Below are 24,549 nucleotides of genomic sequence, written 5' to 3' on the forward strand. Positions count from 1 at the left end.
ACAAAGCCGGCCGCTCTTCGCGGCCGGCTTTTGCAATGGTGTACAGCATGGCCACGATCACCTATCCCGCTCCCGCCGATACGCTGCCACGCCGGCCATGGTCCGCCCGCCTGACGACGCCGCAGGTCTGGGGCGTCGTGATGATCGCGCCCTATCTGCTCGTGTTCGCCGCCTTCGTGGTCTATCCGATCGGTTATGGCTTGTGGCTGGCGCGGCACCCGGCGAGTTACGTCGCGCTCTATAACGATCCGGTATTCGCGCGCGCCGTCGTCAACACGCTGATCTTCCTGATTATCGGCATCAATGTGAAGATGCTGATCGCTCTGTTTCTGTCCGGCTTCTTTGTGCAGTCACGGACATGGATACGCTGGCTGTCGGTACTGTTCATCCTGCCTTGGGCGGTGCCGTCGATCCCGACCATCCTGTCGGTGCGCTTCATGTTCAATCCCGAATGGGGCGTGATCAATAATCTGATCTTCAAGTTTACTGGCGAGGATGGGCCCAACTGGCTGAACGATCCCGCTATCGGCCTGACGCTGGCGATCATGGTGCACATCTGGAAGTCGCTGCCGTTCTGGACGTTGATCCTGATGACAGGGCGTCTGGCGATCTCGACGGACATGTTCGAAGCCGCCGATGTCGACGGCGCCAGCTGGTGGCAGAAATTCCGCTTCATCACCTGGCCGTCGATGCAGACGCTGTATCTGACCTGCACGCTGCTTTCGATGATCTGGACGCTCGGTGACTTCAACAGCGTCTATCTGTTGACGGGAGGCGGGCCAGCGGATCTCACTCATGTTCTGTCCACATTGGGGATTCGCTATCTCCGCCTCGATCAGCTCGACATGTCGATGGCATCTATCGTTTGCGCGATGCCGCTTGTGCTGCCGCTGGTCTATTTCATGATGAAACGGCTCTCTCGATGAAGAGGTTCACCCGATGAGAGTGCCAACGCTACGAGAAGTCGGCACCGAAGCGCGGCTGCTGCTGATCGGCATTCCCGTGCTGATCTGGACGTTGATTCCGATCTACCACATGTTCCTGTTCGCGATCTCGCCGAAGCAGGATGCGTTCGCGGGCAAGCTGTGGCCCGACCATCCGACGCTGAACAATTTCAGAATCGTGTTCAATCAGCAGCACTATTTCCTGCGCGATTTTTGGGCGCAGTTCCTGAACTCGGTCGTCATTGCGGTGGCGGTCGGTGCGCTGACGCTGGTGATTGCGACATCGGCGGCCTTTGCGATCAGTCGTCTGCGCGTCCGCGGCGGTCGAACGGTGATGAACATGGCGCTGTTCACCTATTTCATTCCCGCGGCATTCCTCGCGGTACCGATGTATCGCACCATGGGCAATTACGGTCTGCTCAACAATCACTGGTCGCTGATCCTAGCGATGGTGACCATTGCTTCGCCCTATGCGATCTGGGTGCTCAAGCAGGCGTCGGACAAGCTGCCGCTCGAGCTCGACGAAGCCGCCATCATGGACGGCGCAACGCCGCTGCAACTGTTTCGCATGGTCTATGTGCCGCTGATGTTGCCATCGCTGGTCGCGATCGGGACCTATGCGCTGCTGCTCGCCTGGAACGAATATCTCTACGCCTTCCTGCTGCTGTCCAAGGATACCGAGATCACGCTACCCGTCGCGCTCGGCAACTTCCTGGCCGCTGATGACTCGCCCTGGGAATTGCTGATGACCACGGGCTTTATTTACGCGCTACCACCAGCCGCAGTGTATTACGCCTTCCGGCGCTACATGGTCGGCGGACTCACAGCGGGCGCGGTCAAGTCTTGAAGTGGCGGATCAGGCGATTAGCCTGATCCGAAGCCTGCTCACGTCTTCGTCAGCCACTTCCGCTTCCGTGTCAGTCGTCTCAGGAATGAGCGTCGGCGTGCCGAAGACGTCCGGAAATGGATCGAAAGTGCCCGCCACCTCCCGGAGCGGCTTTTGTTTGTCGGCCCAATGCAATGCCGTGTAGTCGAATCCGAGTTCAATGGTCGGCTTCACCACTTCGAAATAGGGCGAGATATCGAAATCCCTGGGCATATACAGCGATGAATCGCGGATGTGCAGAATCTCGCGACGGGCCTGGCGGCTACCGGCGCGGGTGATTTTCGGCAGAATCGGATAGCGCACGGCATCGAAAGCCTGCGCGATCAATGCCGAGCAGATGATCTTGGTGGGATCGCCGGAACCGAAAGCGATCATGCGCCGCCGCCAGCGCTGCGGTATTGGCAGCGGGATCAGGAAGCGCATCAGGTCGAGAATGTTCTTGGTGTCGTAACCAAAGCCAATCCGGTTGATGGCGTAGCGACACACAGTGGTGCGGTCCTCGTAGGACAGACCGACCGGGCGGCACAGGCGGGTGTGGAACGGATAATATTTCGACAGCGGTGCCGAGGTGACACCTTCGCCGATATTGGCCTCGATCAGCACATGCGGCTCGCCGTTCGGCTCTGCAGCACCATCGATTGGGCCGACATAGAGCGCGGCATGCGACCAGGTCGATTGCGTGAGATATTTGATGATGCCGGAGACGCGGTTGTTGCCTTCGACCAGCAGCACGTCACCTTCCTCGATGATACCGCGCAGGCGTTCGGGGTCGCTCGGCGTGAATGGCTCGTAGCCGGGCAGCTCCTTCTGCAGATATTTCGCGATCAGTTTCCCGACCGTATCGAGCATGAGGCCCATGATCGTGACTCCCCCAGCGCGGTTCATGTCGACCGCTTTCCCTGGCTCCATCATGGTCGAGAGCCATTGCAATTTGGTTCATGCCCGCGCGGCGCTGGTGACGATTCATTCACCACGACGGTTGCCGCACACCCTCGAATACGGCAAGGTTCGCGAGACGTTCTCATGCATCATAAAATTTCGGAAACCATGTCATGACGATTTCACGCCGAGATTTCCTGTCGGCGTCCGCAGCATTGACACTTGTGCCGCTGTTCGGCGCAAGGACATTGGCCGCGTCGCTGCCGCGGGATGCTGACATTGTCGTGATTGGCGCGGGCGCTGCGGGCATCGCTGCGGCGCGTCGTATCCAGGCGGCCAATCGCAAGGTGATCGTGGTCGAGGCCTCCAGCCAGATTGGCGGACGGTGCATGACAGACGCCACAAGTTTCGACGCCCCGTTCGATCGCGGCGCGCGCTGGCTGCACACGCCGGAAACCAACGCAGTGGTGAAGCTTGCCCGGCCGGTGGGAATTGATGTCGCGCCATCGCCGCCGAGCCAGAAGCTGCGTATCGGCCGTCGCAATGCCCGCGCCGGCGAGACCGAGGAATTGCTCGCTGCGGTCGTGCGGGCCAATCGCGCCATCGACGAAGCAGCGCGCCGTGCCGACATCTCCTGCGCCGCGGCGCTGCCGAAGGACCTCGGGGACTGGGCGGGCACGATCGATTTCGTGCTCGGGGCCTATGCGACCGGCAAGGACCTCAAGGATCTCTCGACGCTGGATCTCTCGCGCGCGCAGGATCGCGCCATTGATGTTGCCACGCGCCAGGGGCTCGGGGCGTTGATGGGCAAGCTCGGCGAGGCCGTTCCGGTGGCGCTGTCGACCCCTGCGACGCGCGTGACCTGGAGCGGACGCGACATCGGCGTTGAGACGGCGTCAGGGCGCATTGCGGCGCGGGCGGTGATCATCACCGCATCAAGCAATGTGTTGTCGTCGGGGACAATCAAGTTCACGCCGGAACTGCCAAAGCGGCAGCTCGACGCGGCGGCAAAACTCAGCCTCGGCAGCTATGACCGTATCGCGCTACAGTTTACTGGCAATCCGCTCGGGCTGGGTCGCGATGAGCTGATGGTCGAACAAAGCACGAGCACACGTACCGGTGCACTGTTTGCGAACATTGGCGGGTCATCGCTGTGTACCGTCGATGTCGCGGGCGCATTCGGCCGCGACCTTGCAACTCAGGGCGAGGCCGCGATGGTGGCTTTCGCCGTTGAATGGCTGACGAAGCTGTTCGGCTCCGATATCAAACCGGCGATCAAGCGTTCTGCAACGACGCGCTGGGATACGATGCCATTCGTGCTCGGAGCCATGTCGGGGGCCGCACCGGGTGGCCAGGCCTCGCGCCGCGTATTGGCTGAGCCTATGGGCAATCTGTTCCTTGCCGGCGAAGCCACGCACGAAACATTGTGGGGCACGGTCGATGGCGCATGGGAAAGCGGCGAGCGCGCAGCAGAGGCGGCGCTCAAGAAGATCGGCGCAATGAAAGAGCCGGAACCAGACAGGCCGGTGCGGACGAAGCAGCGGCGGCAGCGGTCGAGCGGAGCGGGGTTGGAGTAGCCGCGACGTGAGGCTGCTATTGGCGCTACACCGGTAGCGCCAGCTGCATCAGATCTTTGGCCACGATGATCTTGCCGGAAAAATTCTTTCGCACGCCCGAGATCCAGTCCTCGTCGGTGACTTCGGGATCGTCGCCCGGCACGAAGTGGCTGAGCACCAGCACCTTCACGCCAGCCACGGCGGCGATGCGGCCGACATCCTCGGTGGTGGTGTGGCTTTCCATCAAATGCTTTTTCAGCGTCGCGCCGTTCTTCGTCTTGATCACCAGCCGGTCAACAGCGGGCACGTAAAGTGCCTCATGCACCAGCACGTCCGCCCCCTTGGCGAACTCTGCGAGCTTCGGGTTGTAAGCGGTGTCGCTGGAGAACACGATGACGCCGTCGGGCGTCTCGAATTTGTAGGCGAAGCTGTCGACGATCGGCGGATGCGGAGTGCGAAACGCTGTCACCTTGACGTCGGCGGTCTGCAACACCACGCCATCCTCCGCGATATCCTTGGCAACGAGCAACGGCCGCGGATCGGGGCGGCCTTCATCTTCGATGCGGGTATCAACGTCGAATTTGTTCAACTCCCAGTAAGTCCGGGTCATTGCCTCGATGCCCTTGGGACCAAACGAGTGGATCGGCGTCGAGAGGCCTGCGGCCCAAGCATTGTAGAACAAGTTGCCGTATTCCAGATTGTGATCGGAATGGTGGTGGCTGATGAAGATATACTTCACCGAGGGAAGCGGCACGCCGGCATTGACCAGTTGCCGGCTGACGCCCATGCCGCAATCGATCACGAATGGCGTGTCGTTGACCACAACGAGGTTGGCGGGATTGGATGCACCGACGCCGACGCGTGGGCCGCCCTTGGTGCCGAGAAATATGATCCTGGTGCGCGGTTTTGCCGGCGTCTGCGCCAGCGCGGGGCGCGCCGCGAAGACCATGGCGCCGGCAGCGGCAAACTTCAGCATGTCGCGGCGATCGATCATGGTCGTCTCCCGTTGTTCTTGAATTGGAGAGACCCTAACGCCGCGCCGGCTGGCGCCGCAAGTCACGCAAGCGTCAGTGAAATATCCCGTCGAACAGCGGCAGGCTGATCAGCGCCGAGACGGCGATCAGCGCGTAGCAGATTTTGCGGAACAGCTCATCGCTGGCCTTGCCGAACAGTTTCGAGCCGATCCACAAGCCGAGGCCGAACAGGGGACCGGTGACTACCGCGAGCCCAAGGATGGCCGTGTTCCACAATCCGCCGATCGTATAGCTGATGATGATCAAGACGTCTGCGACCGCGAAATACAGGATGATATTTGCGCGGGTGACGGCAGCGACTGCCGCGTCTCGCAGCCAATACATCACTATGGGCGGGCCGCCGAGTTGCGCCAAGCCACCGAAAAAGCCGGCGACGCCGCCGACGCCGACCGTCACCGGTACGGTCGGCTTACCGGGATAGCGCCAGCCGGAGATCAGTAGCGTCAGCATCGTGACGATCAGTGCGACGATGCCCCAACGAACAGTCAGCGGGTCGGCCCAGGCCAAGGCCATCGTGCCGAGCGGCACGCCAATAAGTGAGCCCAGCGAAATGATGCTGACGTCGCGCCTGTCGGCTCGTCTTGCGGCGTTCGGGATCAGCGTCAGCGTGGTCGAGAAGTCGATCAGCAGGAGCAAGGGCGAAGCGACCTGCGCGCCGGCCACGCTTGAGGCGAGCGGCATGAAGATCAGCGCCGAACCGAAGCCCGAAAACCCGCGGGCCAGTCCGGCAATGAAGGCGGTGACGGTGATAAAAACGAGCGACGTGGTCGAATACTGGACCAGGCCGAGTGATTCCATCATGCGCGCAACGTGCCGCCCGTCTTCTTCGTTACTTCCGCCACGATCTTCGCTGCCACCGCATCAATTTCCTGATCGGTCAGGGTCTTCTCGCGCGGCTGCATGGTCACGGCGATGGCGACGGACTTCTTGTCGTCGTCGATGCCCTTGCCTTCATAGACGTCGAACACCGTCACATCGGTGACCAGCTTCTTGTCCACGCCGGCTGCCGCACGGAGGATGTCACCGGACCTGACCTTGCGATCGACGATGAAGGCGAAGTCGCGTGACACAGGCTGGAACGCCGAGAGCTCCAAAGTCGGTTTGGCGCGGGTCGCCTTCTGCTTGGCGTCGGGAATGCGATCGAGGATCACTTCGAACGCCATCAACGGGCCGTCGGCACCGAGTGCTTCGAGCGTGCGCGGGTGCAGCTCGCCGAAATAACCGAGGACGTTCTGCGGTCCGATCTGGATCGTGCCGGATCGGCCGGGATGCAGCCAGTTCGCGCCACCGGCGACGATCTGCAGCGCCTGCATCGGTGCACCTGCGGCTGCGAGAACTGCAAAGGCATCGGCCTTGGCGTCGAGTGCGTTCGCAGCGCTGGCGCCTGACCAATGACGGCCGTTGCCAGCCGACGAGGCGAGGCCACGCCGCACGCCGGATGCAGCCATGAACTGATCCTGCGGGCGATCGCCGCGGAAGATCTGGCCGACTTCGAACAGCGCTAGGTCGGACGAACCGCGATGCGCATTGGCCTGAGCGGCTGCGATCAGTCCGGGCAACAGGCTTGGCCGCATGTCGGAGAGGTCGGAGGCGATCGGGTTGGCCAGCGCCAGTTCCGGCGCGCCGCCGCCGAACACCTCGGCATGCGGCTTCGAGATGAACGACCATGTCACGGCCTCGACGAGGCCGCGCGCGGCCAGTCCACGCTTGGCGCGGCGGGTGCGCTGCTGGATCTGCGTCAGTACCGGCTTGCGCGGGGCATCGCCGCGCGGGAACGGCGTCATCGGCACCTTGTCGACGCCGAAGATGCGCATGACTTCTTCGACAATGTCAGCCTTGCCGGTCACGTCGCTACGCCATGACGGCACTGCGACCTTCACCACGGGGCCGCTGCCGGCCACCATGAAGCCGAGATGCGTCAGGATGCGTCGCATCTCCGGGAATGGCACGTCGATGGCGGCGAGGCGCTTCACCTCGGCAATCGGGAAGTCGATGATGCGGTCGTCGCCGTAAGGCTTTCCGACGACGATGCTTTCCGACGGTGTGCCGCCGCACAGCTCCATCACCAGCTTGGTTGCCAGTTCGAGACCGGGCACCATGAACACCGGATCGACGCCGCGCTCGAACCGATAACGCGCGTCGGAATTGATCCCGAGCCTGCGGCCGGTCTGCGCGATATTGATCTCGTTCCACAGCGCGGATTCGATCAGTACATCGGTGGTGTCTTCCGAACAGCCGGAGGCTTCGCCGCCCATGATGCCGGCGAGCGACTCGACACCATTGTCGTCGGCGATGACGCAGGCCTTGCTGTCGAGTGTGTAGGTCTTGCCGTCGAGCGCGAGCAGCGTCTCGCCGTCGCGTGCGCGGCGGACAACGATGTCGCCCTTTACCTTGGACGCATCGAACACATGCAGCGGACGGGCGCGGTCGAAAGTCAGGAAGTTGGTGATGTCGACCAGTGCATTGATCGGGCGCAGGCCGATGGAGGTCAGCTTCTTCTGCAGCCACTCCGGCGACGGGCCGTTCTTGACGCCGCGCACGAGACGTAGTGCGAAGCCGGGGCACAGCTTGGCGTCTTCGACGGTGACTTTCACCGGGCAGGGGAATTCGCCCTTGATCGGCTTGATGCCGGGATTCTTGAACACGCCCATGTCGGCCGCGGCGAGATCGCGCGCAATGCCCGACACGCCGGTGCAGTCCTGACGATTGGGCGTCAGGTTGATTTCTATGACGGGATCGCCGAGCTTGGCCCAGTCGGGGTAAATCGCGCCGACCGGCGCATCTGCCGGCAGCTCGATGATGCCATCGATATTGTCGGGGAGCCCGAGTTCACCGGCCGAGCACATCATGCCCTGGCTTTCGACGCCGCGGATATTGCCGAGGCCGATGGTGAAATCCTTGCCTGGAATATAAGTGCCGGGCCTGGCGAGGACCGTCTTCAGTCCCGCGCGCGCATTCGGCGCCCCGCAGACGATTTGCAGCAGCTTGTCATCGCCGGCATTGACGGTGCAGACGCGCAACCGATCTGCATTGGGATGTTGCACGGCTGTGACGATCTCGGCGATCGTGAACGGCTTCAGCAGCTTCGCCTTGTCGTCGATATGTTCGACCTCGAGCCCGATCATGGTGAGCTTGTCGGTCAGCGTCTCGAGCGACTCGTCAGTGTCGAGATGGTCCTTCAGCCAGGAGAGGGAGAATTTCACGTGCTCAGTCCTCCGGCCAGCGTCGGTACTTCAAGCGGCTTGAAGCCGTAGTGATTCAGCCAGCGCACATCGCCTTCGAACAGCTGGCGCAGGTCGGCCATACCGTATTTCAGCATCGCGATACGATCGATGCCCATGCCCCAGGCGAATCCCTGATACACGTCGGGATCGATGCCGCAGGCACGCAGCACATTCGGATGCACCATGCCGCAGCCGAGAATCTCGAGCCAGTCTTCGCCTTCGCCGAAGCGAATCTCGTTCTTGTCGCGGCGGCACTGGATATCGACTTCCAGCGACGGCTCCGTGAACGGGAAGAACGACGGACGGAAGCGCATATTGACGTTATCGACCTCGAAGAAAGCCTTGCAGAATTCGTGCAGGATCCATTTGAGGTGGCCGAGATGCGAACCCTTGTCGATGACCAAGCCTTCCACCTGATGGAACATCGGCGTGTGGGTCTGGTCAGAGTCGCTGCGATAGGTGCGGCCCGGACAGATTACGCGGATCGGCGGCTGCTGGCTCAGCATGGTGCGCACCTGCACCGGTGATGTATGCGTGCGCAGCAGCAGGCGCGAGCCGTCTTCCTTCGGATTGAAGTAGAAGGTGTCGTGCATCTCGCGGGCGGGATGGCCCTCGGGGAAATTCAGCTTGGTGAAATTGTAGTCGTCCGTCTCGATATCCGGACCTTCGGCCACGGCGAAGCCCATGTCGGCGAAGATCGTCGTCAATTCGTCCCAGGTCTGGCTGAGCGGATGAATGCGGCCGAGTTCAGCGGGGCCATCGCGCAGCGGCAGCGTCACGTCGATGGTCTCGGAAGCGAGACGTGCATCGAGGGCTGCGGATTTCAGCACATCGCGGCGCGCAGTCAGTGCCTGCGTCACCGCGTCCTTGGCGAGGTTGATCGCGGCGCCCTCGGTCTTGCGTTCTTCCGGCGTCATCTTGCCGAGAGTCGACAACAGCGCGGAGATCGAACCCTTCTTGCCGAGCGCGCCGACGCGCACGGCTTCCAGGGCGGCTTCGTCGGAGGCATTGGCAATATCGGCCAGAATAGTCTGTTGGAGCGTCGTCAGATCGGACATCAGCAACCTCGATGAGAGAGGCGGGCGCCTCTTGCTGTCTGCGCGTCCGACGGAAGGCCGGGCACCAGCTTCTACAGCACGGGTATCACAGGGATTAAGACGTCAATGGCCGGGACAGGAGCGCGTGAACGCTTCTGCCCGGCCATGACAATGTCGATGAATACGCGGAGTGGAGAGCTCAGGCCGCCAGTGCGGCCTTTGCTGGCTTAGGCTGCGAGTGCAGCTTTGGCCTTCTCAGCAATCGCGTTGAACGCCGCCGGCTCGTTGATCGCGAGATCCGAGAGCACCTTGCGGTCGACCGTCACGCCGGACTTGGCGAGACCGTTGATAAACACGCTGTAGGTCATGCCGAGCGGACGGACGGCAGCGTTGAGACGCTGGATCCAGAGCGCGCGGAACGTACGCTTCTTGCGCTTGCGATCGCGGAACGCATATTGGCCGGCCTTGTCGACGGCAGCCTTTGCGGCGCGAATGGTGTTCTTGCGGCGACCGCGGAAACCCTTGGCGGCCTTGTAGACTTTCTTATGCTTGGCGTGAGCCGTCACACCGCGTTTTACGCGAGCCATGACTGATCTCCTTCATCTGAAATAACAAAAGGGGTGATATCCGCCGCAATGAAGCGGCGTAAGGGCGATCAGGCGTTTGGCAGAAAGTACTGCTTGATGTTGTCGCCGTCGGTCTTGAACAGCACGCGGGTGCCGCGGAGCTGACGAATCTGCTTCTTCGTCCGCTTGATCATACCGTGGCGCTTACCGGCATGGGCGGCCATGACCTTACCCGTTCCGGTGACTTTAAAGCGCTTTTTAGCGCCCGACTTGGTCTTCAGCTTGGGCATTTGGCTCTCCTATGGCCACGCAGAAAGCGCCCCGAAAGGCGTTGCGTCGGCTAAAATGCTCGTTAGAGCGTTGAAAATGCTCAACTAACCGCCGTTTGCGGAAAGTCAGCACAGTCGTCGACACGGCAGCCCTTAATCAGCCGGGCGACGAAGGTTGCGCTTATGGCAGAGGAATGCTCCGATGGCAACGATTAACGCGGCTCAACACTCTGTTTAGCGCATGGCTTCAGACTGGTCCGACGCGCCCCGGATGCCTATGTGATCCGGACCAGAGAAACAGAGGGACGACGACAATGGCCCGGAATGCACGTGCCGCCGCAAGGGCGGTTGCCATCCAGCAAGATGCTGCTGCTCAGACCGCCACCCGCTTGATGTTTGCTGCTGCGGGGCTCGCTGCGGCTCTCGCGCTGGCCGGTGCACTCGCCCTCATTTCGGGCTGAGCCGTCCGGCTCCGGACGATCTCCGAATACTCTCCCAAAGAAAAAAGGCCCGCCAGAAATCTGACGGGCCGAAATTCCTGATTACCAACCTCGTTAAGGTCAGTCGGCGCTGTGATCAGCGCGGTGCGAGCACCATCACCACCTGACGACCTTCGAAGCGCGCGTCCTGCTCCACCTTGGCGTATTCGGCGACGTCTGCTTTGACCTTGTCGAGCAGCTTGGTACCGATCTCCTGGTGCGCCATTTCGCGGCCACGATAGCGCAAGGTGATTTTCACCTTGTCGCCTTCTTCGAAGAAGCGCTGCATCGCGCGCATTTTCACGTCGTAGTCATGATCATCGATCATCGGGCGGAGCTTGATCTCCTTGATTTCGACGATCTTCTGCTTCTTGCGGGCCTCGGCGGCCTTCTTCTGCGCCGAATACTTGAACTTCCCGTAGTCCATGATCTTGCAGACGGGGGGGCTCACATTCGGCGAAATCTCGACCAGATCCATACCGGCTTCCATCGCCATCTTGATCGCAGCAATGGTTTCCACGGTGCCGTGGTTGAGGCCGGTCTGATCAATCAGCTGGATCTGCAGATTGCGAATTTCATCGTTGGTGCGCGGCCCGTCTTTGGTTGCGGCGGGCGGGGCTCTGTTGGGACGGCGAATGGGTAACTCTCCAATATTGTTTAGGAAGGCCGCAGTGTGAAGGAATAAGGCGTTTGGAGCAAGCAAACTCACGCAACGCAGCGTCAATCACTCAAATACGAGGCAATTTCGTCACGCGAAAGGCCATAGGCGCAGTACACCGCTGACTTGGCTCAAATAGAGTTCCCCGGCCCGTTCTGCAAGCCGTGGTTGACAGGAGCGCAACGCGGCATCGAGGCGGACGTTCCCTGGGATGATATGGACGTTGAGGGATCGACGTTGACGATCCCGACCTGCTCAATCAAACAGCAATCGGCATTTCAGGGTCGAACAAGGATGGTTTGATGAGCACAACGGTATCGACCGACCCCACTTTCATCACGGCAGGTACAGGCAGTAGCCGCCGCCAGATCGCGATGCGGGTCCGCGACGGCGCTGCTCCGGGCCTGTTCTGGATGAGCGGCTTCAAATCCGACATGCAGGGTGGCAAGGCGGTGGCGCTCGACGCCTGGGCCGCCGACCATGGCCGGGCCTGTGTACGTTTCGATTATTCCGGCCACGGCGAATCCGGCGGCGATTTCGTCGATGGCACCATCGGCCAATGGCTGGAGGATAGCCTCGCGGCGTTTGATGCGGCCTGTCAGGGGCCGCAGGTGGTGATCGGCTCGTCGATGGGCGGCTGGATGGCACTGCTGCTGGCGCGCGCGCTGGCCCGACGCGGCAAAGTAGGGCGCGCGACGCTGAAGGGCCTGGTGCTGATCGCGCCGGCGCCGGATTTCACCGAAGAGCTGATGTGGAAAGGCTTCTCGCCGGAAATCCGCGCGGAGATCGAGACCACCGGTCAATGGCTGCGCCCGTCGGAATATGGCGAGCCCTATCCGATCACGCGGCGGTTGATCGAAGAGGGGCGCAATCACCTGCTGCTCGGCAGCGCGATCGATGTCGGTTGCCCCGTGCGGATTTTGCAAGGCAGGCAGGACCCCGACGTGCCTTGGCAGCACGCTTTTCGGCTGGCCGAACGGCTGCCGAGCGAAGATGTCGTGTTGACCATGATCCAGGACGGCGACCATCGGCTGTCGCGCCCGCAGGACATTGCGCGACTATTGTCGGCTGTGGCGGAGTTTTGATTGCATCACCCGTACCGCTGAATAGGCTCGCCTGAAAAGAGCGATCAATCAGCGGGAGGAATTCGGATGGACGCTACGGCACTCTTGCGCGCATTTTGCGATGCCGTTGAACAGCGTGACGGCCAGAGCTTCGCTGCGCTGTTCACTGAAGACGGCGTCTATCACGACGTCTTCTACGGCGCATTCGAAGGCCGTGCCAAAATCGCCGACATGGTCGATGACTGGTTCTACCGGACCGCGGAAGATTTTCGTTGGGATATGCACACGCCCGTTAGCGACGGCACCACGCTCTATGCGCGCTATACATTCAGTTATCGCTCGAAACTCCCGGAAGCCAATGGCGGCCGCGCGATGTTCGAGGGCGTTGCGATCATGACGCTGCGTGACGGCAAGATCGTGAGCTATCACGAAGTGGCCAATACGGCACCGGCTTTCGTCGATCTGCATTTCGCGCCGGAGCGCATCGCCAAGATCGTCGCCAAGCAGGGTGAAGCGCTCAAAGCGCGGCCGGAGATGGCGCGACATCTGACGAACTGAGCGCCAGTCGCCACTCGCTACCGACGCTCTCATCCTGTTCGGCTTCGGTGAACTGCACAGCCAATGCAGCAAACGCATCCGCAGGCATCAGTTGCGACAACGCCCACACTGCCGCCCCGCGCACCACAGAACTTTCATCGCCCAGCAGCCGCTGCGCATCGCTTACCAGTGATAGGTCGTTTGAATTGCCGATGGCGATCAGCACATTGCGAATGAAGCGGTTACGGCCGATGCGCTTCACGGGTGACTTCGTGAAGAATGTGCGGAAAGACGGATCATCGAGCCTTGCAAGTTCGGCCAGCGACGGTGCGCGCAACTCTTCGCGTGCGGCGAGTTTGATCTCGCGGCCTTCCTGGGCGAATTTGTTCCATGGGCAGGCGGCGAGGCAATCGTCGCAGCCATAGATGCGATTGCCCATGGGTTTGCGGAATTCGTGCGGGATCGGCCCCTTGTTCTCGATCGTGAGATAGGAAATGCAGCGCCGCGCATCGAGTTTGTAAGGCGCCGGAAAGGCCGATGTCGGGCAACTGTCGAGACAGGCCTGGCAAGAGCCGCAGTGATCGATGGTGCGCGCGTCGCGCGGCAGTTCGAGCGTGGTGAAGATCGCGCCGAGAAACAGCCACGAGCCGAATTCGCGCGAGACGAGATTGGTATGCTTGCCCTGCCAGCCCAATCCTGCCGCGCCGGCAAGCGGCTTCTCCATCACCGCGGCCGTATCGACGAACACTTTGACGTCGCCGCCAGCCTGCGCGATCAGCCAGCGCGCCAGCAGCTTCAGGCGCTTCTTGATGAGGTCATGATAATCGTCGCCGCGGGCATAGACCGAGATCGCAGCATGCGAGCGTTGCTTGAGGATCTCGAGCGGATTCTCGTCGGGGCCGTAATTGACGCCGAGCATGATGACGGAGCGAACGTCCTGCCACATCACCTTGGGGTCGGCGCGGCGGTCGGGATTGTCGGCAAGCCACTCCATATCACCATGGGCGCCGGCGTTGAGAAATTCCTGCAGCCGTTCGCGCACGCCGGCGATGGCGTCCGGATCGGTGATCCCGATTGAATCGAAACCCAGCGCCTTCGCCTCGCGCGTCAGCGTATCCCTGAGATCGGCGGGAAGCGTGGCGCGGTCGTCGTCAGCGGATGCGCTCAGAAATCGAGATCCACATAGGTCCGCGATGCCGGCACGCCCGCCAACCATTCGCTCAGCAGCGGTCGGAACGACGGACGGGATTTCACCCGCGCGTACCACGCCTTCGCCGCGTCGTCCTCGCTCCATGGCACATCGCCCAGATAGTCAATCGCCGACAGATGGGCTGCCGCGACCAGATCCGCATAAGTCAGTCGGTCACCGGCCAGAAAATTACGCGTCCGCGCCAGCCAGCCGATATAGGCCAGATGATAGCGCACATTTGCGGTGGCCGCGCGAATCACATCCATCGCCGGGGCGCCGCCGCCGACCTCTTCGCTCATGAAGCGCTTGTAGATGCGTTCGGTGACCAGCGGACCCGACGCCTCCTCGAAGAATTTCTCGTTGAACCACGCCATCAGCCGGCGCACTTCGATGCGTTCCGCCATCGCGACAGGCAGCAGGCGGCGATCGCCCATCTCCGGTCCATGGGTCTCGTCGATATATTCGGCGATGATCCCGGCGCCAGGAATCGGCGGGAAACCGTCGGTGAGCAGCACCGGCGTAGTTCCCGCAGGATTGAGCGCCAGAAATGCCTCGCGCCGATCCCACGGCCGCTCGTCCACCAGTGTGAGATCGAGTCCGTATTCGCCGAGTACGAGACGAATGAAGCGGGAATGCGGACAGAACGAGTGATGGTAAAGCGTGTACATGCCGGCCTTGATAGTTATGCGGTCGTTAAGAAAGCGTCTCGGTTGCGTCGGTGGTAAAAGTGTCACGCGGCGCGCGCCAAACTAGCGAAGCTTGGCTCTGAGGCAACCCGCGAATGTGATGGTATTTGCGATTGCAGCAATGAAGGGAATAGGCGAGAAGAACCCGGCTTTTTCAGGCCCACACTGACGAAGGACAGATAAGCAGATGATGTCTGATGCGATAAGGGCGGTGATTCTCGGCATTGTCGAGGGTGTCACCGAGTTCCTGCCGGTTTCCTCAACGGGGCATCTGCTGCTCGCGGAACGCTTCTTCGATCTGGGCGAGGACAATTTCTGGAAAAGCTTCGCCGTGCTGATCCAGCTCGGCGCCATTCTGGCGATCCTTGCACTTTACTTCGGCAAGTTGTGGCATATCGCGCTGAACCTGTTCAAAGGCGACGCTGCTGCGCGCCGTTTCGTGATCGGCGTGCTGATCGCGTTCCTGCCTGCTGCCATCATCGGCGCCGCTGCCGGCGGCTATGTCAAAAGCTATCTGTTCAATCCGTGGGTCGTGTGTTTCTCGCTGATCGTTGGCGGCGCGATCCTGCTCTGGGTCGATCAGCTCGATCTTGAGCCCGTGCATCACGATGCCACGACGTTCCCGTTGCCGATGTATCTCAAGATCGGTCTGGCGCAGTGCGTGGCGATGATTCCCGGCGTGTCGCGCTCCGGCGCGACCATCGTCGGCGCTATGCTGCTCGGTGCTGAAAAGCGCGCAGCGGCGGAGTTCTCGTTCTTCCTGGCGATCCCGACCATGGTCGGCGCTTTCGTCTACGATCTCTACAAGAGCCGCGCCGATCTCTCGGTCGATCACGGCGTGATCATCGCTATCGGTTTTGTGGTGTCGTTCATCACCGCGATCATCGTGGTGAAGAGCTTTCTCGGCTACGTGACCCGCCACGGCTTCGCGTTGTTCGCATGGTGGCGCGTGATCGTCGGTACGCTCGGGCTGATCGCGCTGGCGCTGGGCTACTGAATTTTGCCAAACACTCTGCTGTCATCCCCGCCGCGCACGCCTTCGGCGTGCCAGGCGGGGACGATATCGTCAGTTTATGCCGTTATGTGCGAACTGACCGGTGGTGCGGAAGCGCCAGAGATATTGTGGCGCAATCGCTTCCAGCGAATCAGCGGCAATACCCAGGCCATCCAGCGTTAGACCGGCCGCCTTGGCGGCTTCCGACACCACATTGTCGACACCAAGCATGGCGACCTGATCCGGCGTCAGCTTGAAGTCGCCAGGGGCGAATTGCAGGAAATAGGACTGCAGCTTGGCGATGGCCGTCGGCACCGGCAGCGTCATGCGCTTGCGCTCGATGGTGGTCAGAATGATCTCGATGATCTCATTCATCGTCAGCACTTCCGGGCCGCCAAGTTCATAGGTGGCGCCCGGCCTGGTCTTGCCGTCGACGGCATCGGCCGCAGCCTGGGCGACATCGCCCACATAGACCGGCTGCATTTTGGTCGTGGCGCCGAACACCGGCATCACCGGGGCCATCCGGGCGAGATTGGCAAATCGATTGGTGAACTGATCCTCGGGGCCGAACACGATCGACGGGCGCAGGATGGTCGCGGAAGGCACAGCCGCCAGCACGGCCTGCTCGCCGGCCGCCTTGGCACGGGCATAGGCCGATTCGGAATCGGCATCGGCGCCGATGGCTGAAAACTGCACCATCCGCGCGCCGATCTCGGCGGCAGCCTGCGCGACCGCGCCGGCGCCTCGCGCCTGCACGGCATCAAAGGTCTGCGCGCCGCTTTCGGTCAGGATACCCACCAGATTGACGACGATGCTGGCGTCGCGCATCGCGGCCTTGATCGAGGCGGGGTGGCGCAGATTGGCCTGAACGATATTGATCTGTCCGACACGGCCAAGCGGTTGCAGATGGCCGGCCAGTTCCGGCCGACGCACGGCGACCCTGATCCGGTATTCGCGCTTCGCCAGCGCGCGGACCACATGGCGTCCCACGAAGCCGGATCCGCCGAAAACCGTAACGAGGGTGTCGATGGGGGCAGCCATGGATCAGTTCCTTGAGTCAGTCATGCAAGGGCAAAACGGGGGAATTTAGACCAATTCGCGATACGCCAACGCGCGGGGCCTGTACAGCGGATTTGGAATTGAACGAAGCAATTTGACAAGCGCGTAACGGCCCCCTACTAACCGCGCCACGTGCCTCGCACGTGCCCAGGTGGCGGAATTGGTAGACGCGCTGGCTTCAGGTGCCAGTGGCTTAACGGCCGTGAAGGTTCGAGTCCTTTCCTGGGCACCACGGTGCTCCTAAGTCTCTGATATTCAGAGCAATTCATTGAATTTGACAGTTTGGGGCTGCGCGGTCGATGCGTGCGGGCGCGGAGGTGTTTCTGCCTTGCCGCCGCCGCGAAGCGCGCAACAACCGCAAACAGACACTGCACTCTGCTTCTAGCGGGCCATCGCCTGATCATAAGCCACGACAGACGCCTGCGCGGTCGCCTTCACCTCGATAGCGCTCATTCCAGGCCGGTACAGGCTGCTGCCTAGGCCGAAGGCCTGTATGCCGGCGGCGACATAGTCCGCGAAATTCCGATCGGAAACACCACCAACAGCCCCGATCACGACATCCCTGGGCAGAACCGCGCGAATGGCGGCGATGCCGGACGGGCCGAGGATCGATGCCGGAAAGAATTTCAGGGCGGACGCGCCGGCGCGGAGCGCGAGGAAAGCTTCGGTCGGCGAGAACACGCCGGGCATCGTGACCATGCCGCGGCTCACCGCCATCGCCAGCACATCGACATCGACATTCGGGCTCACCATCAGACGCCCGCCGACATCGGCGACGCGGGCGCAGTCATTCGCGGTGAGGACAGTGCCGGCGCCGATCAGGGTGTCGTCGCCAAATCGTTTGCAGATCCGTGCGATGGATTCGAACGGATCGGGCGAGTTCAGCGGTACTTCGATCAGCTCGAAGCCGGTATCGATCAACGTCTCGACGATGCTCTCCACCTCGTCGGGCTGCACGCCGCGCAGAATGGCGACGAGCGGACGCTTCACGGTGGGCCAACGGATTGGCTGGTTCATGTGAACTGAGCTCCCCACAGATGAATTGCGGCCTTGGTCAGGCCGTGTTGCGACGCGCGTTCGGCATCAACGATGGCGACCTCGAAGCCGGCAGCTGTAAGCGCCGACGCATAGAGATCCTTGAGCGCGCCGGCGCCGATCAGGCGCACCGGATGCCGCGTGCCATAGCGCGATCCGGCATCGGCGATTTCCGCGCCGATCAGCAGGCCCGACAGGCGTGCCGCGCCATCCGCCTGTTGCTGGAAGCCAAGCAGTTGCGCCGCGCGCAGGCTGAATAGCGAGGCGGTCAAGCCGACCGGCGCATCGATCGCGCGTTGCAGGCCATCGCGGAACGCATCATTCGCGGCGGGCGACGGTGCGTCGTGATCCACTGCGTGTTTCAGGATGCTGTGTTGAGTGATGACCGAAAAGAGCTCGCCGGTCATATAGGTCGTGAATGACACCACGCTGCCGGCGTCGATCCAGACCCATTTGCTATGGGTGCCGGGAATGCAGACCAGACCGGTGAAGTCGGGTTCGGTCACGCCGAGCAGTTGCGTCTCTTCGCCGCGCATGACGTCGGGTGCCGCGGCGTCGGCTTGCGCGATGCCGGGTAGGATACGCACGTCGCCTTGCGTGTCGACACGCTGCGCACCGTCGTGCAAGGCGTCGAGGCGTGTCGGTGTGTGCAGATAGGGCGCCTCGATCCAGCCCTGTCGTGCGCCGGCCATACCACAGATCAACACAGGCACGTTCTGCATTCCGCCAAGTTTGGCAAGATGATCAGCGAGCACCGGAGCGAAGCCTGCAGCCGCGCAATGCAGCATGCCTTCAGGCCCGCGCGTCTCCGCAAGCACGCTGCCATCGGCGGCCATCAACCAGCCTCGAAAGCTGCTGGTGCCCCAATCGACCGCGACGAAGGCCGGTTTGTCTGATGTCACGTTTTGCTCTGGCTTGTCATGGCACGAATTCGTGCCGAGCATAGCCGAAAGCCTCACTCTTGGAAGGCTGTTCGCGGCAGTCTAGCTACAGCATTTCGTACCGACCCTCTTCGCTCAACAGTAATTCTCACACAGCATCGGCTCGGAATCGGTGGGTTGGATCGCGCGCACCGGCGCTTGCGTGAGATGCGGCGTGCCTCCGCGGCAAACAACAGCGCGAAATGCATCCAGGATCGCCATCGCCATGTCTGGGTGATGCGTCTCGACGGCGCTGTCCAACCAGTCAGGAAGGTCACGCTGGTTCGAGAGAGCGCAATGCCATTCACCTTCGTCATAAGCGAGCCGACGCAGTTGCCACCGCGGCAGTTCGATCGCGATCAAGGCAAGCGCAGCATCGGTCCAGGCGCCGGCAGCGACCAGGCGATCGAGGCGCTGGGCCTCCGCTGTGCGACGCATTGCCGGCAGGCGCTTGCAGGTGGCGAGGCAGATCGCGGTGAAACTCGTAGCGTCAAGCGGAGCCGTTTCGGATGGCGCTTCGGAAAGGGGCGTTCGCTGAATCGAGATGAACGACATGACGGGTCTCCATGAACAGCGCGATCTTCGGAAGACCGCATCATGCAATATCCGTAGTCCGTCATTTGAATACGAGGCAGCTTCGGGCACGAAGATATAAAGGCTGCATAAGCACCCGAGGACTAACGGCGCACGCGCATGCGCTCCCCTGCGTCTTTATGAGATTCCTATAAGTTCGCTGCTGGCCTCATCTCGAAAACCTACGTCCTGAATGGCACCTGATCGTGCATCGGGCGCGCGAGCCGTTTGCTCCGTGTCGCCGCAGTCATTGCATCAGGAGCATTCCATGCTGGACGTCGTCATGCTGGCCCTCGGGCTCGGCTTTTTCATTCTCACCCTGGGCTACGCCTATGCCTGCGAGCGGCTGTGAGGAGCGCATCATGATTTTCGATTACACGCTCGCCGGCTTCGTGTCCGCGGCATTGCTGATCTATCTCACTTACGCGCTGCTGCGGCCCGAGCGGTTCTGAGCGCGCGCACCTCAAAAGGTCAACTGACATGACAATGATTGGCTGGATTCAAATTGCTCTGTACTGCGCTGTGGTTCTCGCGCTGGTGAAGCCGCTCGGCGGCTACATGACATCCGTTTTCAACGGCGAGCGTACTTTCCTCTCTCCGATTCTGCGACCGGTCGAAGCCGGGCTGTACTGGATCGGTGGCGTCGACGAGAAACGTGAGCAGCACTGGCTGACCTATACGGTTGCCATGCTGCTGTTTCACGTGGTCGGTTTCCTCGGTCTCTACGCGATCATGCGGCTGCAGGCCGTGCTGCCGTTCAATCCTGCCGGGCAGTCCGCGGTCGCCGAAGATCTCTCCTTCAACACCGCGATCTCCTTCATCACCAACACCAACTGGCAGAACTACGGCGGCGAAAGCACCATGTCGTATCTGACCCAGATGCTGGGTCTGACGGTACATAACTTCCTGTCGGCGGCGGCCGGCATCGCATTGGCCGTGGCACTGATCCGCGGCTTCGCACGGTCGTCGATGCGCACCATCGGTAATTTCTGGGTCGATATTACCCGTTGCACGCTCTATGTCCTGCTGCCGATCTGCATCGTCTACACGCTGTTCCTGGTCTGGCAGGGCATGCCACAGACGCTCGGCGCCTATGTCGATGCGACGACGCTTGAAGGTGCGAAGCAGACCATCGCGGTTGGCCCCGTTGCGTCGCAGGTTGCCATCAAGATGCTCGGCACCAATGGCGGCGGCTTCTTCAACGCCAATGCGGCGCATCCGTTCGAGAACCCGACGGCGCTGTCGAACTTCATCCAGATGATCTCGATCTTCGCGCTGGGTGCGGCGATGACCAATGTGTTCGGCCGCATGGTCGGCAACCCCAGGCAAGGCTGGGCGATTCTGGCCGTGATGGGTGTGCTGTTCATTACCGGCGTTGCCGTCACCTATGGCGCCGAAGCCTCGGGCACCACAGGCCTGAATGCACTCGGCCTCACCGGCGGCAATATGGAAGGCAAGGAGCTGCGCTTCGGCATCGTCGCCTCCAGCCTGTTCGCGGTCATCACCACGGCGGCGTCCTGCGGTGCGGTCAATGCGATGCATGACTCGTTTACAGCGATTGGCGGCATGATTCCGCTGATCAATATGCAGCTCGGCGAGATCATCGTTGGCGGCGTCGGTGCCGGTCTCTATGGCATGCTGCTGTTCGTCGTACTGGCGATCTTCGTCGCTGGTCTGATGGTCGGTCGCACACCGGAATATGTCGGCAAGAAGATCGAGGCGCGCGAAGTAAAGATGGCGATGCTTGCCATTCTCGTCCTGCCGCTGATGTATCTCGGTTGGACCGCGGTGGCGGTGGTGCTGCCCTCGGCCGTGGCCTCCATGGCCAATGCTGGGCCGCATGGCTTCACCGAAGTGCTCTACGCCTTCACCTCGGCCACCGGCAATAACGGCTCGGCCTTCGGCGGGCTCACCGGCAACACTTTCTTTTACAACCTCACACTGGCGAGTTCGATGTTCGTCGGTCGCTTCTTCATGATCGTGCCCGCCATGGCGCTGGCCGGATCATTGGCCGCGAAGAAGTCGATTCCGGCTTCGGCCGGTACCTTGCCGACCACCGGCGGATTGTTCGTCGGCCTCGTCATCGGTGTGATTCTGATCATCGGCGGTCTCACTTTCTTCCCGGCACTCGCGCTCGGGCCGATCGTCGAGCACCTCGCGATGACCGCCAGCACCCTGTTCTGATCGGATTTGGAGTTATGTCCATGGAAACGTTGAAACTGCAGAAGCGGGTGCCGGTCTCGGCCATGCTCGATGCGAAAATTGTCATCCCAGCCATCGGCTCGGCTTTCAAAAAGCTTGATCCGCGGCTGATGATCAAGAATCCCGTGATGTTCGTGGTCGAGGTCGTCGCCGCACTCACCACGGTGATCTTCATCAAGAACGTCATCACCGGCGGAAGCGATCTGGGATTTGCGTTCCAGATCATCCTCTGGCTCTGGTTCACGGTGCTGTTCGCCAACTTTGCCGAAGCCGTCGCCGAAGGTCGTGGCAAGGCGCAGGCGGAATCGCTGAAGAAGACCCGCACCGAAAGCCAGGCCAAGCTGCTCACCGGCAGCGACAGCGGCGACAAGAGCTACCGCATGGTCTCGGGCACCAGCCTGAAGGTCGGCGATGTCGTGCTGGTGGAAGCCGGCGACAACATCCCGTCCGACGGTGAAGTGATCGAAGGCGTGGCTTCAGTTAATGAGGCGGCGATCACCGGCGAATCTGCACCTGTCATTCGTGAATCCGGCGGCGATCGCTCGGCGGTCACCGGCGGCACGCAGGTGCTGTCCGACTGGATTCGCGTCCGCATCACCGCGGCGCAAGGCTCGACTTTTATCGACCGCATGATCAAGCTGGTCGAAGGCGCCGAGCGGCAGAAGACACCGAACGAGATCGCACTGAACATCCTGCTGGTCGGCCTCACCATCATTTTCGTCTTCGCCACGGTGACGATCCCGAGCTATGCGGCCTATGCCGGTGGTTCGATCTCGGTGGTGGTGCTGGTGGCTTTGTTCGTGACCCTGATCCCGACCACCATCGGCGCGCTGTTGTCGGCGATCGGCATTGCGGGCATGGATCGTCTCGTGCGCTTTAACGTGCTTGCGATGTCCGGCCGCGCGGTGGAAGCCGCCGGTGACGTCGATACGTTGTTGCTCGACAAGACCGGTACCATCACGCTCGGAAATCGTCAGGCGACGGCGTTCCGTCCGGTGCGCGGCGTCACCGAGCAGGAGCTGGCGGATGCTGCGCAGCTCGCGTCGCTCGCAGACGAAACGCCTGAAGGCCGCTCCATTGTCGTGCTCGCCAAGGAGAAATACGGCATCCGTGGTCGTGACATGGCCGAGCTTGGCGCGACCTTCGTGCCGTTCACGGCTCAGACCCGCATGAGCGGTGTCGATGCCGGAGGCTCGTCGGTGCGCAAGGGCGCAGTGGATTCGATGCTCGCTTACGTCAATGGCGGCGCCTCGTTTGCCGTCACGTCCGGAAACGCTGCCCGCGCGATCCAGCCGATGTCCGACACCGCACGCGAGATCCAGGCGATTTCAGACGAAATCGCCAAGGCCGGCGGCACGCCGCTGGCCGTAGCACGTGATGGCAAGTTGCTCGGCGTCGTCCATCTCAAGGATATCGTCAAAGGTGGCATCCGCGAGCGTTTCGCCGAACTGCGTCGCATGGGCATCCGGACCATCATGATCACCGGCGATAATCCGATGACCGCTGCGGCTATCGCGGCCGAAGCCGGTGTCGATGATTTCCTCGCGCAGGCCACACCCGAGGACAAGCTGCAGCTTATCCGCGATGAGCAGGCCAAGGGAAAGCTGGTGGCCATGTGCGGCGACGGCACCAATGACGCACCGGCGCTGGCGCAGGCCGATGTGGGCGTCGCCATGAATACCGGCACGCAGGCGGCGCGCGAAGCTGGCAACATGGTCGATCTCGACTCCAATCCGACCAAGCTCATCGAGGTCGTCGAAATCGGCAAGCAGCTCCTGATGACGCGCGGTGCGCTGACCACGTTCTCGATCGCCAATGACGTGGCGAAATATTTCGCCATCATCCCGGCGATCTTCCTCGCCTTCTATCCGCAGCTCGGCGCACTCAATGTGATGGGTCTGGCGAGCCCGCAAAGCGCCATCCTGTCAGCGATCATCTTCAATGCGATCATTATCATCGCGCTGATTCCGCTGGCTCTGAAAGGCGTCGCCTATCGTCCGATCGGTGCCGGCGCACTGCTCGGTCGCAACCTGCTGATCTACGGTCTGGGCGGCATCATCGTTCCGTTCATCGGTATCAAGGCGATCGACCTCGTCGTCACCGCCTTGCACCTGGTTTGAGGAGTTACGCTATGTTGAGAGAAATTCGCCCAGCCATCGTTCTGCTGCTCGGCCTCACGGCCATCACCGGCCTCGGCTATCCGCTCGCGATGACGGGCGTCGCTGAAGCGATCATGCCGAACCAGGCGCAAGGCAGCCTCATCGAACGGGACGGCAAGGTTGTCGGCTCGTCCCTGATCGGTCAGGAATTCAAGGGTGAGGAATACTTCCACGGCCGCCCGTCGGCGACCCTGGGTCCCGACCCGCAGGATTCCACAAAGACGGTGCCGCAGCCTTACAATGCTATCAACTCGATGGGCTCCAATCTCGGCCCGACCAGCAAGGCGCTGATCGACCGCGTGAAGGAGGACGTCGAGAAGCTGAAGGCCGAGAACCCGTCGATGCCGGTGCCGATCGATCTCGTGACCACCTCAGGCAGCGGTCTCGACCCGAACATTTCGCCGGAGGGTGCGCTGTTTCAGGTGCCTCGCGTCGCCAAGGCGCGCAAGCTGCCGGAGGACCGCGTCCGCCAGCTGGTGACAGATAAGGTCGAAGGCCGCCTCGGCGGTCTGCTAGGCGAACCGCGCGTTAACGTTCTTGCCTTGAATCTCGCGCTGGACGCCGCCGCACCGAAGTAGGCCGTCTAGGCCGCAGCCGTA

25 protein-coding genes and 1 tRNA gene are annotated in these 24,549 nt (G+C 61.7%); 12 read left to right on the forward strand and 14 right to left on the reverse strand.

Translation table 11 applies throughout. From position 1 onward, the window contains the following. The first annotated feature begins 47 nt into the window (after positions 1-47). Together BLW80_RS10300 and BLW80_RS10305 are read left to right on the forward strand one after the other, a co-directional pair. Positions 48-926, forward strand: coding sequence for a carbohydrate ABC transporter permease (locus BLW80_RS10300; RefSeq protein ID WP_089263663.1), 879 nt, complete (start codon positions 48-50; stop codon positions 924-926). 13 nt (positions 927-939) lie between these two features. Beyond that, positions 940-1,791, forward strand: a complete 852-nt coding sequence (locus BLW80_RS10305) for a carbohydrate ABC transporter permease (RefSeq protein WP_068730277.1) — start codon at positions 940-942, stop codon at positions 1,789-1,791. 9 nt (positions 1,792-1,800) lie between these two features. On the opposite strand, the gene BLW80_RS10310 is transcribed toward BLW80_RS10305, so the two are convergent. Then, complete coding sequence (locus BLW80_RS10310) at positions 1,801-2,688, reverse strand: YiiX/YebB-like N1pC/P60 family cysteine hydrolase (RefSeq protein ID WP_093757840.1); 888 nt, start codon at positions 2,686-2,688, stop codon at positions 1,801-1,803. A 194-nt stretch (positions 2,689-2,882) separates the two neighbouring features. Here BLW80_RS10310 and BLW80_RS10315 point away from each other — a divergent pair, with 194 nt between their 5' ends. Beyond that, positions 2,883-4,286: a flavin monoamine oxidase family protein gene (locus BLW80_RS10315; protein WP_093757841.1), complete on the forward strand. Its 1,404-nt coding sequence runs from the start codon at positions 2,883-2,885 to the stop codon at positions 4,284-4,286. 25 nt (positions 4,287-4,311) lie between these two features. Here the strand turns inward: BLW80_RS10315 and BLW80_RS10320 are convergent, their stop codons facing one another. The 6 genes from BLW80_RS10320 to rpmI form a co-directional block, all read right to left on the reverse strand. Continuing rightward, positions 4,312-5,259: an MBL fold metallo-hydrolase gene (locus BLW80_RS10320; protein WP_093757842.1), complete on the reverse strand. Its 948-nt coding sequence runs from the start codon at positions 5,257-5,259 to the stop codon at positions 4,312-4,314. Positions 5,260-5,332: 73 nt separating this feature from the next. After that, the gene (locus BLW80_RS10325; protein ID WP_244528089.1) at positions 5,333-6,100 is read right to left on the reverse strand and encodes a sulfite exporter TauE/SafE family protein; all 768 of its coding nucleotides are present in this window, start codon (positions 6,098-6,100) and stop codon (positions 5,333-5,335) included. Then, entirely contained in the window at positions 6,097-8,502 is a 2,406-nt protein-coding gene (gene pheT / locus BLW80_RS10330; protein ID WP_093757844.1) for a phenylalanine--tRNA ligase subunit beta, read from the reverse strand. The genes BLW80_RS10325 and pheT overlap by 4 nt, the downstream gene beginning before the upstream one ends. Then, the gene (gene pheS / locus BLW80_RS10335) at positions 8,499-9,581 is read right to left on the reverse strand and encodes a phenylalanine--tRNA ligase subunit alpha (protein WP_093758209.1); all 1,083 of its coding nucleotides are present in this window, start codon (positions 9,579-9,581) and stop codon (positions 8,499-8,501) included. The genes pheT and pheS overlap by 4 nt, the downstream gene beginning before the upstream one ends. A gap of 206 nt (positions 9,582-9,787) precedes the next feature. Further along, complete coding sequence (gene rplT, locus BLW80_RS10340; RefSeq protein ID WP_068730282.1) at positions 9,788-10,147, reverse strand: 50S ribosomal protein L20; 360 nt, start codon at positions 10,145-10,147, stop codon at positions 9,788-9,790. Positions 10,148-10,215: 68 nt separating this feature from the next. Further along, positions 10,216-10,416, reverse strand: coding sequence for a 50S ribosomal protein L35 (gene rpmI, locus BLW80_RS10345; RefSeq protein WP_068730283.1), 201 nt, complete (start codon positions 10,414-10,416; stop codon positions 10,216-10,218). A gap of 293 nt (positions 10,417-10,709) precedes the next feature. Here rpmI and BLW80_RS30235 point away from each other — a divergent pair, with 293 nt between their 5' ends. Beyond that, complete coding sequence (locus BLW80_RS30235; RefSeq protein WP_170849628.1) at positions 10,710-10,856, forward strand: hypothetical protein; 147 nt, start codon at positions 10,710-10,712, stop codon at positions 10,854-10,856. A gap of 115 nt (positions 10,857-10,971) precedes the next feature. On the opposite strand, the gene infC is transcribed toward BLW80_RS30235, so the two are convergent. Next, positions 10,972-11,511: a translation initiation factor IF-3 gene (infC, locus tag BLW80_RS10350; RefSeq protein WP_086936983.1), complete on the reverse strand. Its 540-nt coding sequence runs from the start codon at positions 11,509-11,511 to the stop codon at positions 10,972-10,974. Positions 11,512-11,834: 323 nt separating this feature from the next. Here infC and BLW80_RS10355 point away from each other — a divergent pair, with 323 nt between their 5' ends. Both BLW80_RS10355 and BLW80_RS10360 read left to right on the forward strand, forming a co-directional pair. Next, positions 11,835-12,617 (forward strand): alpha/beta hydrolase, encoded by a 783-nt coding sequence (locus BLW80_RS10355; RefSeq protein WP_093757845.1) that lies wholly within the window; start codon positions 11,835-11,837, stop codon positions 12,615-12,617. Positions 12,618-12,683: 66 nt separating this feature from the next. Then, positions 12,684-13,154 carry a nuclear transport factor 2 family protein gene (locus BLW80_RS10360; RefSeq protein WP_089263020.1) on the forward strand — a complete coding sequence of 157 codons (471 nt, stop codon included), beginning with the start codon at positions 12,684-12,686 and terminating at the stop codon, positions 13,152-13,154. Here BLW80_RS10360 and queG read toward each other — a convergent pair. Continuing rightward, the gene (gene queG / locus BLW80_RS10365; RefSeq protein WP_093757846.1) at positions 13,114-14,349 is read right to left on the reverse strand and encodes a tRNA epoxyqueuosine(34) reductase QueG; all 1,236 of its coding nucleotides are present in this window, start codon (positions 14,347-14,349) and stop codon (positions 13,114-13,116) included. The genes BLW80_RS10360 and queG overlap by 41 nt on opposite strands. After that, positions 14,298-14,990 (reverse strand): glutathione S-transferase family protein, encoded by a 693-nt coding sequence (locus BLW80_RS10370; protein WP_068730287.1) that lies wholly within the window; start codon positions 14,988-14,990, stop codon positions 14,298-14,300. The genes queG and BLW80_RS10370 overlap by 52 nt, the downstream gene beginning before the upstream one ends. Before the next feature lie 205 nt (positions 14,991-15,195). Between BLW80_RS10370 and BLW80_RS10375 the strand changes: the two genes are divergently transcribed. Further along, positions 15,196-16,005 (forward strand): undecaprenyl-diphosphate phosphatase, encoded by an 810-nt coding sequence (locus BLW80_RS10375; RefSeq protein ID WP_170849629.1) that lies wholly within the window; start codon positions 15,196-15,198, stop codon positions 16,003-16,005. Between the two features lie 69 nt (positions 16,006-16,074). On the opposite strand, the gene BLW80_RS10380 is transcribed toward BLW80_RS10375, so the two are convergent. Next, positions 16,075-17,043 carry a complex I NDUFA9 subunit family protein gene (locus tag BLW80_RS10380; protein WP_093757847.1) on the reverse strand — a complete coding sequence of 323 codons (969 nt, stop codon included), beginning with the start codon at positions 17,041-17,043 and terminating at the stop codon, positions 16,075-16,077. 163 nt (positions 17,044-17,206) lie between these two features. Here BLW80_RS10380 and BLW80_RS10385 point away from each other — a divergent pair. Continuing rightward, a tRNA-Leu gene (locus BLW80_RS10385) sits at positions 17,207-17,293 on the forward strand. Positions 17,294-17,442: 149 nt separating this feature from the next. On the opposite strand, the gene BLW80_RS10390 is transcribed toward BLW80_RS10385, so the two are convergent. The 3 genes from BLW80_RS10390 to BLW80_RS30240 form a co-directional block, all read right to left on the reverse strand. Then, a complete protein-coding gene (locus BLW80_RS10390; protein WP_093757848.1) occupies positions 17,443-18,078 on the reverse strand; it encodes a 2-dehydro-3-deoxy-6-phosphogalactonate aldolase in 636 nt (211 codons plus the stop codon). Next, positions 18,075-18,998, reverse strand: a complete 924-nt coding sequence (locus tag BLW80_RS10395; protein ID WP_502688591.1) for a 2-dehydro-3-deoxygalactonokinase — start codon at positions 18,996-18,998, stop codon at positions 18,075-18,077. The genes BLW80_RS10390 and BLW80_RS10395 overlap by 4 nt, the downstream gene beginning before the upstream one ends. 114 nt (positions 18,999-19,112) lie before the next feature. After that, complete coding sequence (locus BLW80_RS30240; protein WP_170849601.1) at positions 19,113-19,571, reverse strand: hypothetical protein; 459 nt, start codon at positions 19,569-19,571, stop codon at positions 19,113-19,115. 380 nt (positions 19,572-19,951) lie between these two features. Here BLW80_RS30240 and BLW80_RS10405 point away from each other — a divergent pair, with 380 nt between their 5' ends. Genes BLW80_RS10405 through BLW80_RS10420 form a run of 4 tightly spaced genes read left to right on the forward strand, consistent with a single transcriptional unit; the run spans position 19,952 to position 24,528 of the window. Next, positions 19,952-20,041: a K(+)-transporting ATPase subunit F gene (locus tag BLW80_RS10405; RefSeq protein WP_081421711.1), complete on the forward strand. Its 90-nt coding sequence runs from the start codon at positions 19,952-19,954 to the stop codon at positions 20,039-20,041. 28 nt (positions 20,042-20,069) lie between these two features. Further along, positions 20,070-21,773 (forward strand): potassium-transporting ATPase subunit KdpA, encoded by a 1,704-nt coding sequence (gene kdpA / locus BLW80_RS10410; RefSeq protein ID WP_093757850.1) that lies wholly within the window; start codon positions 20,070-20,072, stop codon positions 21,771-21,773. A gap of 20 nt (positions 21,774-21,793) precedes the next feature. Beyond that, positions 21,794-23,911: a potassium-transporting ATPase subunit KdpB gene (kdpB, locus tag BLW80_RS10415; protein WP_093758210.1), complete on the forward strand. Its 2,118-nt coding sequence runs from the start codon at positions 21,794-21,796 to the stop codon at positions 23,909-23,911. A gap of 11 nt (positions 23,912-23,922) precedes the next feature. Further along, entirely contained in the window at positions 23,923-24,528 is a 606-nt protein-coding gene (locus BLW80_RS10420) for a K(+)-transporting ATPase subunit C (protein WP_093757851.1), read from the forward strand. Positions 24,529-24,549: the final 21 nt, after the last annotated feature.

This window comes from Tardiphaga sp. OK245 (genome assembly GCF_900108575.1).
In the GTDB taxonomy this organism is placed as follows: Bacteria; Pseudomonadota; Alphaproteobacteria; order Rhizobiales; family Xanthobacteraceae; genus Tardiphaga; species Tardiphaga robiniae.

What these genes read in the sequence shown, in the direction of transcription:
- BLW80_RS10300 (WP_089263663.1), top strand. Translation starts at nt 48, where the DNA reads ATGGCCACGATCACCTATCCCGCTCCCGCCGATACGCTGCCACGCCGG.
- BLW80_RS10305 (WP_068730277.1), top strand. Translation starts at nt 940, where the DNA reads ATGAGAGTGCCAACGCTACGAGAAGTCGGCACCGAAGCGCGGCTGCTG.
- BLW80_RS10310 (WP_093757840.1), bottom strand. Translation starts at nt 2,688, where the DNA reads ATGGGCCTCATGCTCGATACGGTCGGGAAACTGATCGCGAAATATCTG.
- BLW80_RS10315 (WP_093757841.1), top strand. Translation starts at nt 2,883, where the DNA reads ATGACGATTTCACGCCGAGATTTCCTGTCGGCGTCCGCAGCATTGACA.
- BLW80_RS10320 (WP_093757842.1), bottom strand. Translation starts at nt 5,259, where the DNA reads ATGATCGATCGCCGCGACATGCTGAAGTTTGCCGCTGCCGGCGCCATG.
- BLW80_RS10325 (WP_244528089.1), bottom strand. Translation starts at nt 6,100, where the DNA reads ATGATGGAATCACTCGGCCTGGTCCAGTATTCGACCACGTCGCTCGTT.
- pheS (WP_093758209.1), bottom strand. Translation starts at nt 9,581, where the DNA reads ATGTCCGATCTGACGACGCTCCAACAGACTATTCTGGCCGATATTGCC.
- rplT (WP_068730282.1), bottom strand. Translation starts at nt 10,147, where the DNA reads ATGGCTCGCGTAAAACGCGGTGTGACGGCTCACGCCAAGCATAAGAAA.
- rpmI (WP_068730283.1), bottom strand. Translation starts at nt 10,416, where the DNA reads ATGCCCAAGCTGAAGACCAAGTCGGGCGCTAAAAAGCGCTTTAAAGTC.
- BLW80_RS30235 (WP_170849628.1), top strand. Translation starts at nt 10,710, where the DNA reads ATGGCCCGGAATGCACGTGCCGCCGCAAGGGCGGTTGCCATCCAGCAA.
- BLW80_RS10355 (WP_093757845.1), top strand. Translation starts at nt 11,835, where the DNA reads ATGAGCACAACGGTATCGACCGACCCCACTTTCATCACGGCAGGTACA.
- BLW80_RS10360 (WP_089263020.1), top strand. Translation starts at nt 12,684, where the DNA reads ATGGACGCTACGGCACTCTTGCGCGCATTTTGCGATGCCGTTGAACAG.
- queG (WP_093757846.1), bottom strand. Translation starts at nt 14,349, where the DNA reads ATGGTTGGCGGGCGTGCCGGCATCGCGGACCTATGTGGATCTCGATTT.
- BLW80_RS10370 (WP_068730287.1), bottom strand. Translation starts at nt 14,990, where the DNA reads ATGTACACGCTTTACCATCACTCGTTCTGTCCGCATTCCCGCTTCATT.
- BLW80_RS10375 (WP_170849629.1), top strand. Translation starts at nt 15,196, where the DNA reads ATGATGTCTGATGCGATAAGGGCGGTGATTCTCGGCATTGTCGAGGGT.
- BLW80_RS10380 (WP_093757847.1), bottom strand. Translation starts at nt 17,043, where the DNA reads ATGGCTGCCCCCATCGACACCCTCGTTACGGTTTTCGGCGGATCCGGC.
- BLW80_RS10390 (WP_093757848.1), bottom strand. Translation starts at nt 18,078, where the DNA reads ATGAACCAGCCAATCCGTTGGCCCACCGTGAAGCGTCCGCTCGTCGCC.
- BLW80_RS30240 (WP_170849601.1), bottom strand. Translation starts at nt 19,571, where the DNA reads ATGTCGTTCATCTCGATTCAGCGAACGCCCCTTTCCGAAGCGCCATCC.
- BLW80_RS10405 (WP_081421711.1), top strand. Translation starts at nt 19,952, where the DNA reads ATGATTTTCGATTACACGCTCGCCGGCTTCGTGTCCGCGGCATTGCTG.
- kdpA (WP_093757850.1), top strand. Translation starts at nt 20,070, where the DNA reads ATGACAATGATTGGCTGGATTCAAATTGCTCTGTACTGCGCTGTGGTT.
- kdpB (WP_093758210.1), top strand. Translation starts at nt 21,794, where the DNA reads ATGGAAACGTTGAAACTGCAGAAGCGGGTGCCGGTCTCGGCCATGCTC.
- BLW80_RS10420 (WP_093757851.1), top strand. Translation starts at nt 23,923, where the DNA reads ATGTTGAGAGAAATTCGCCCAGCCATCGTTCTGCTGCTCGGCCTCACG.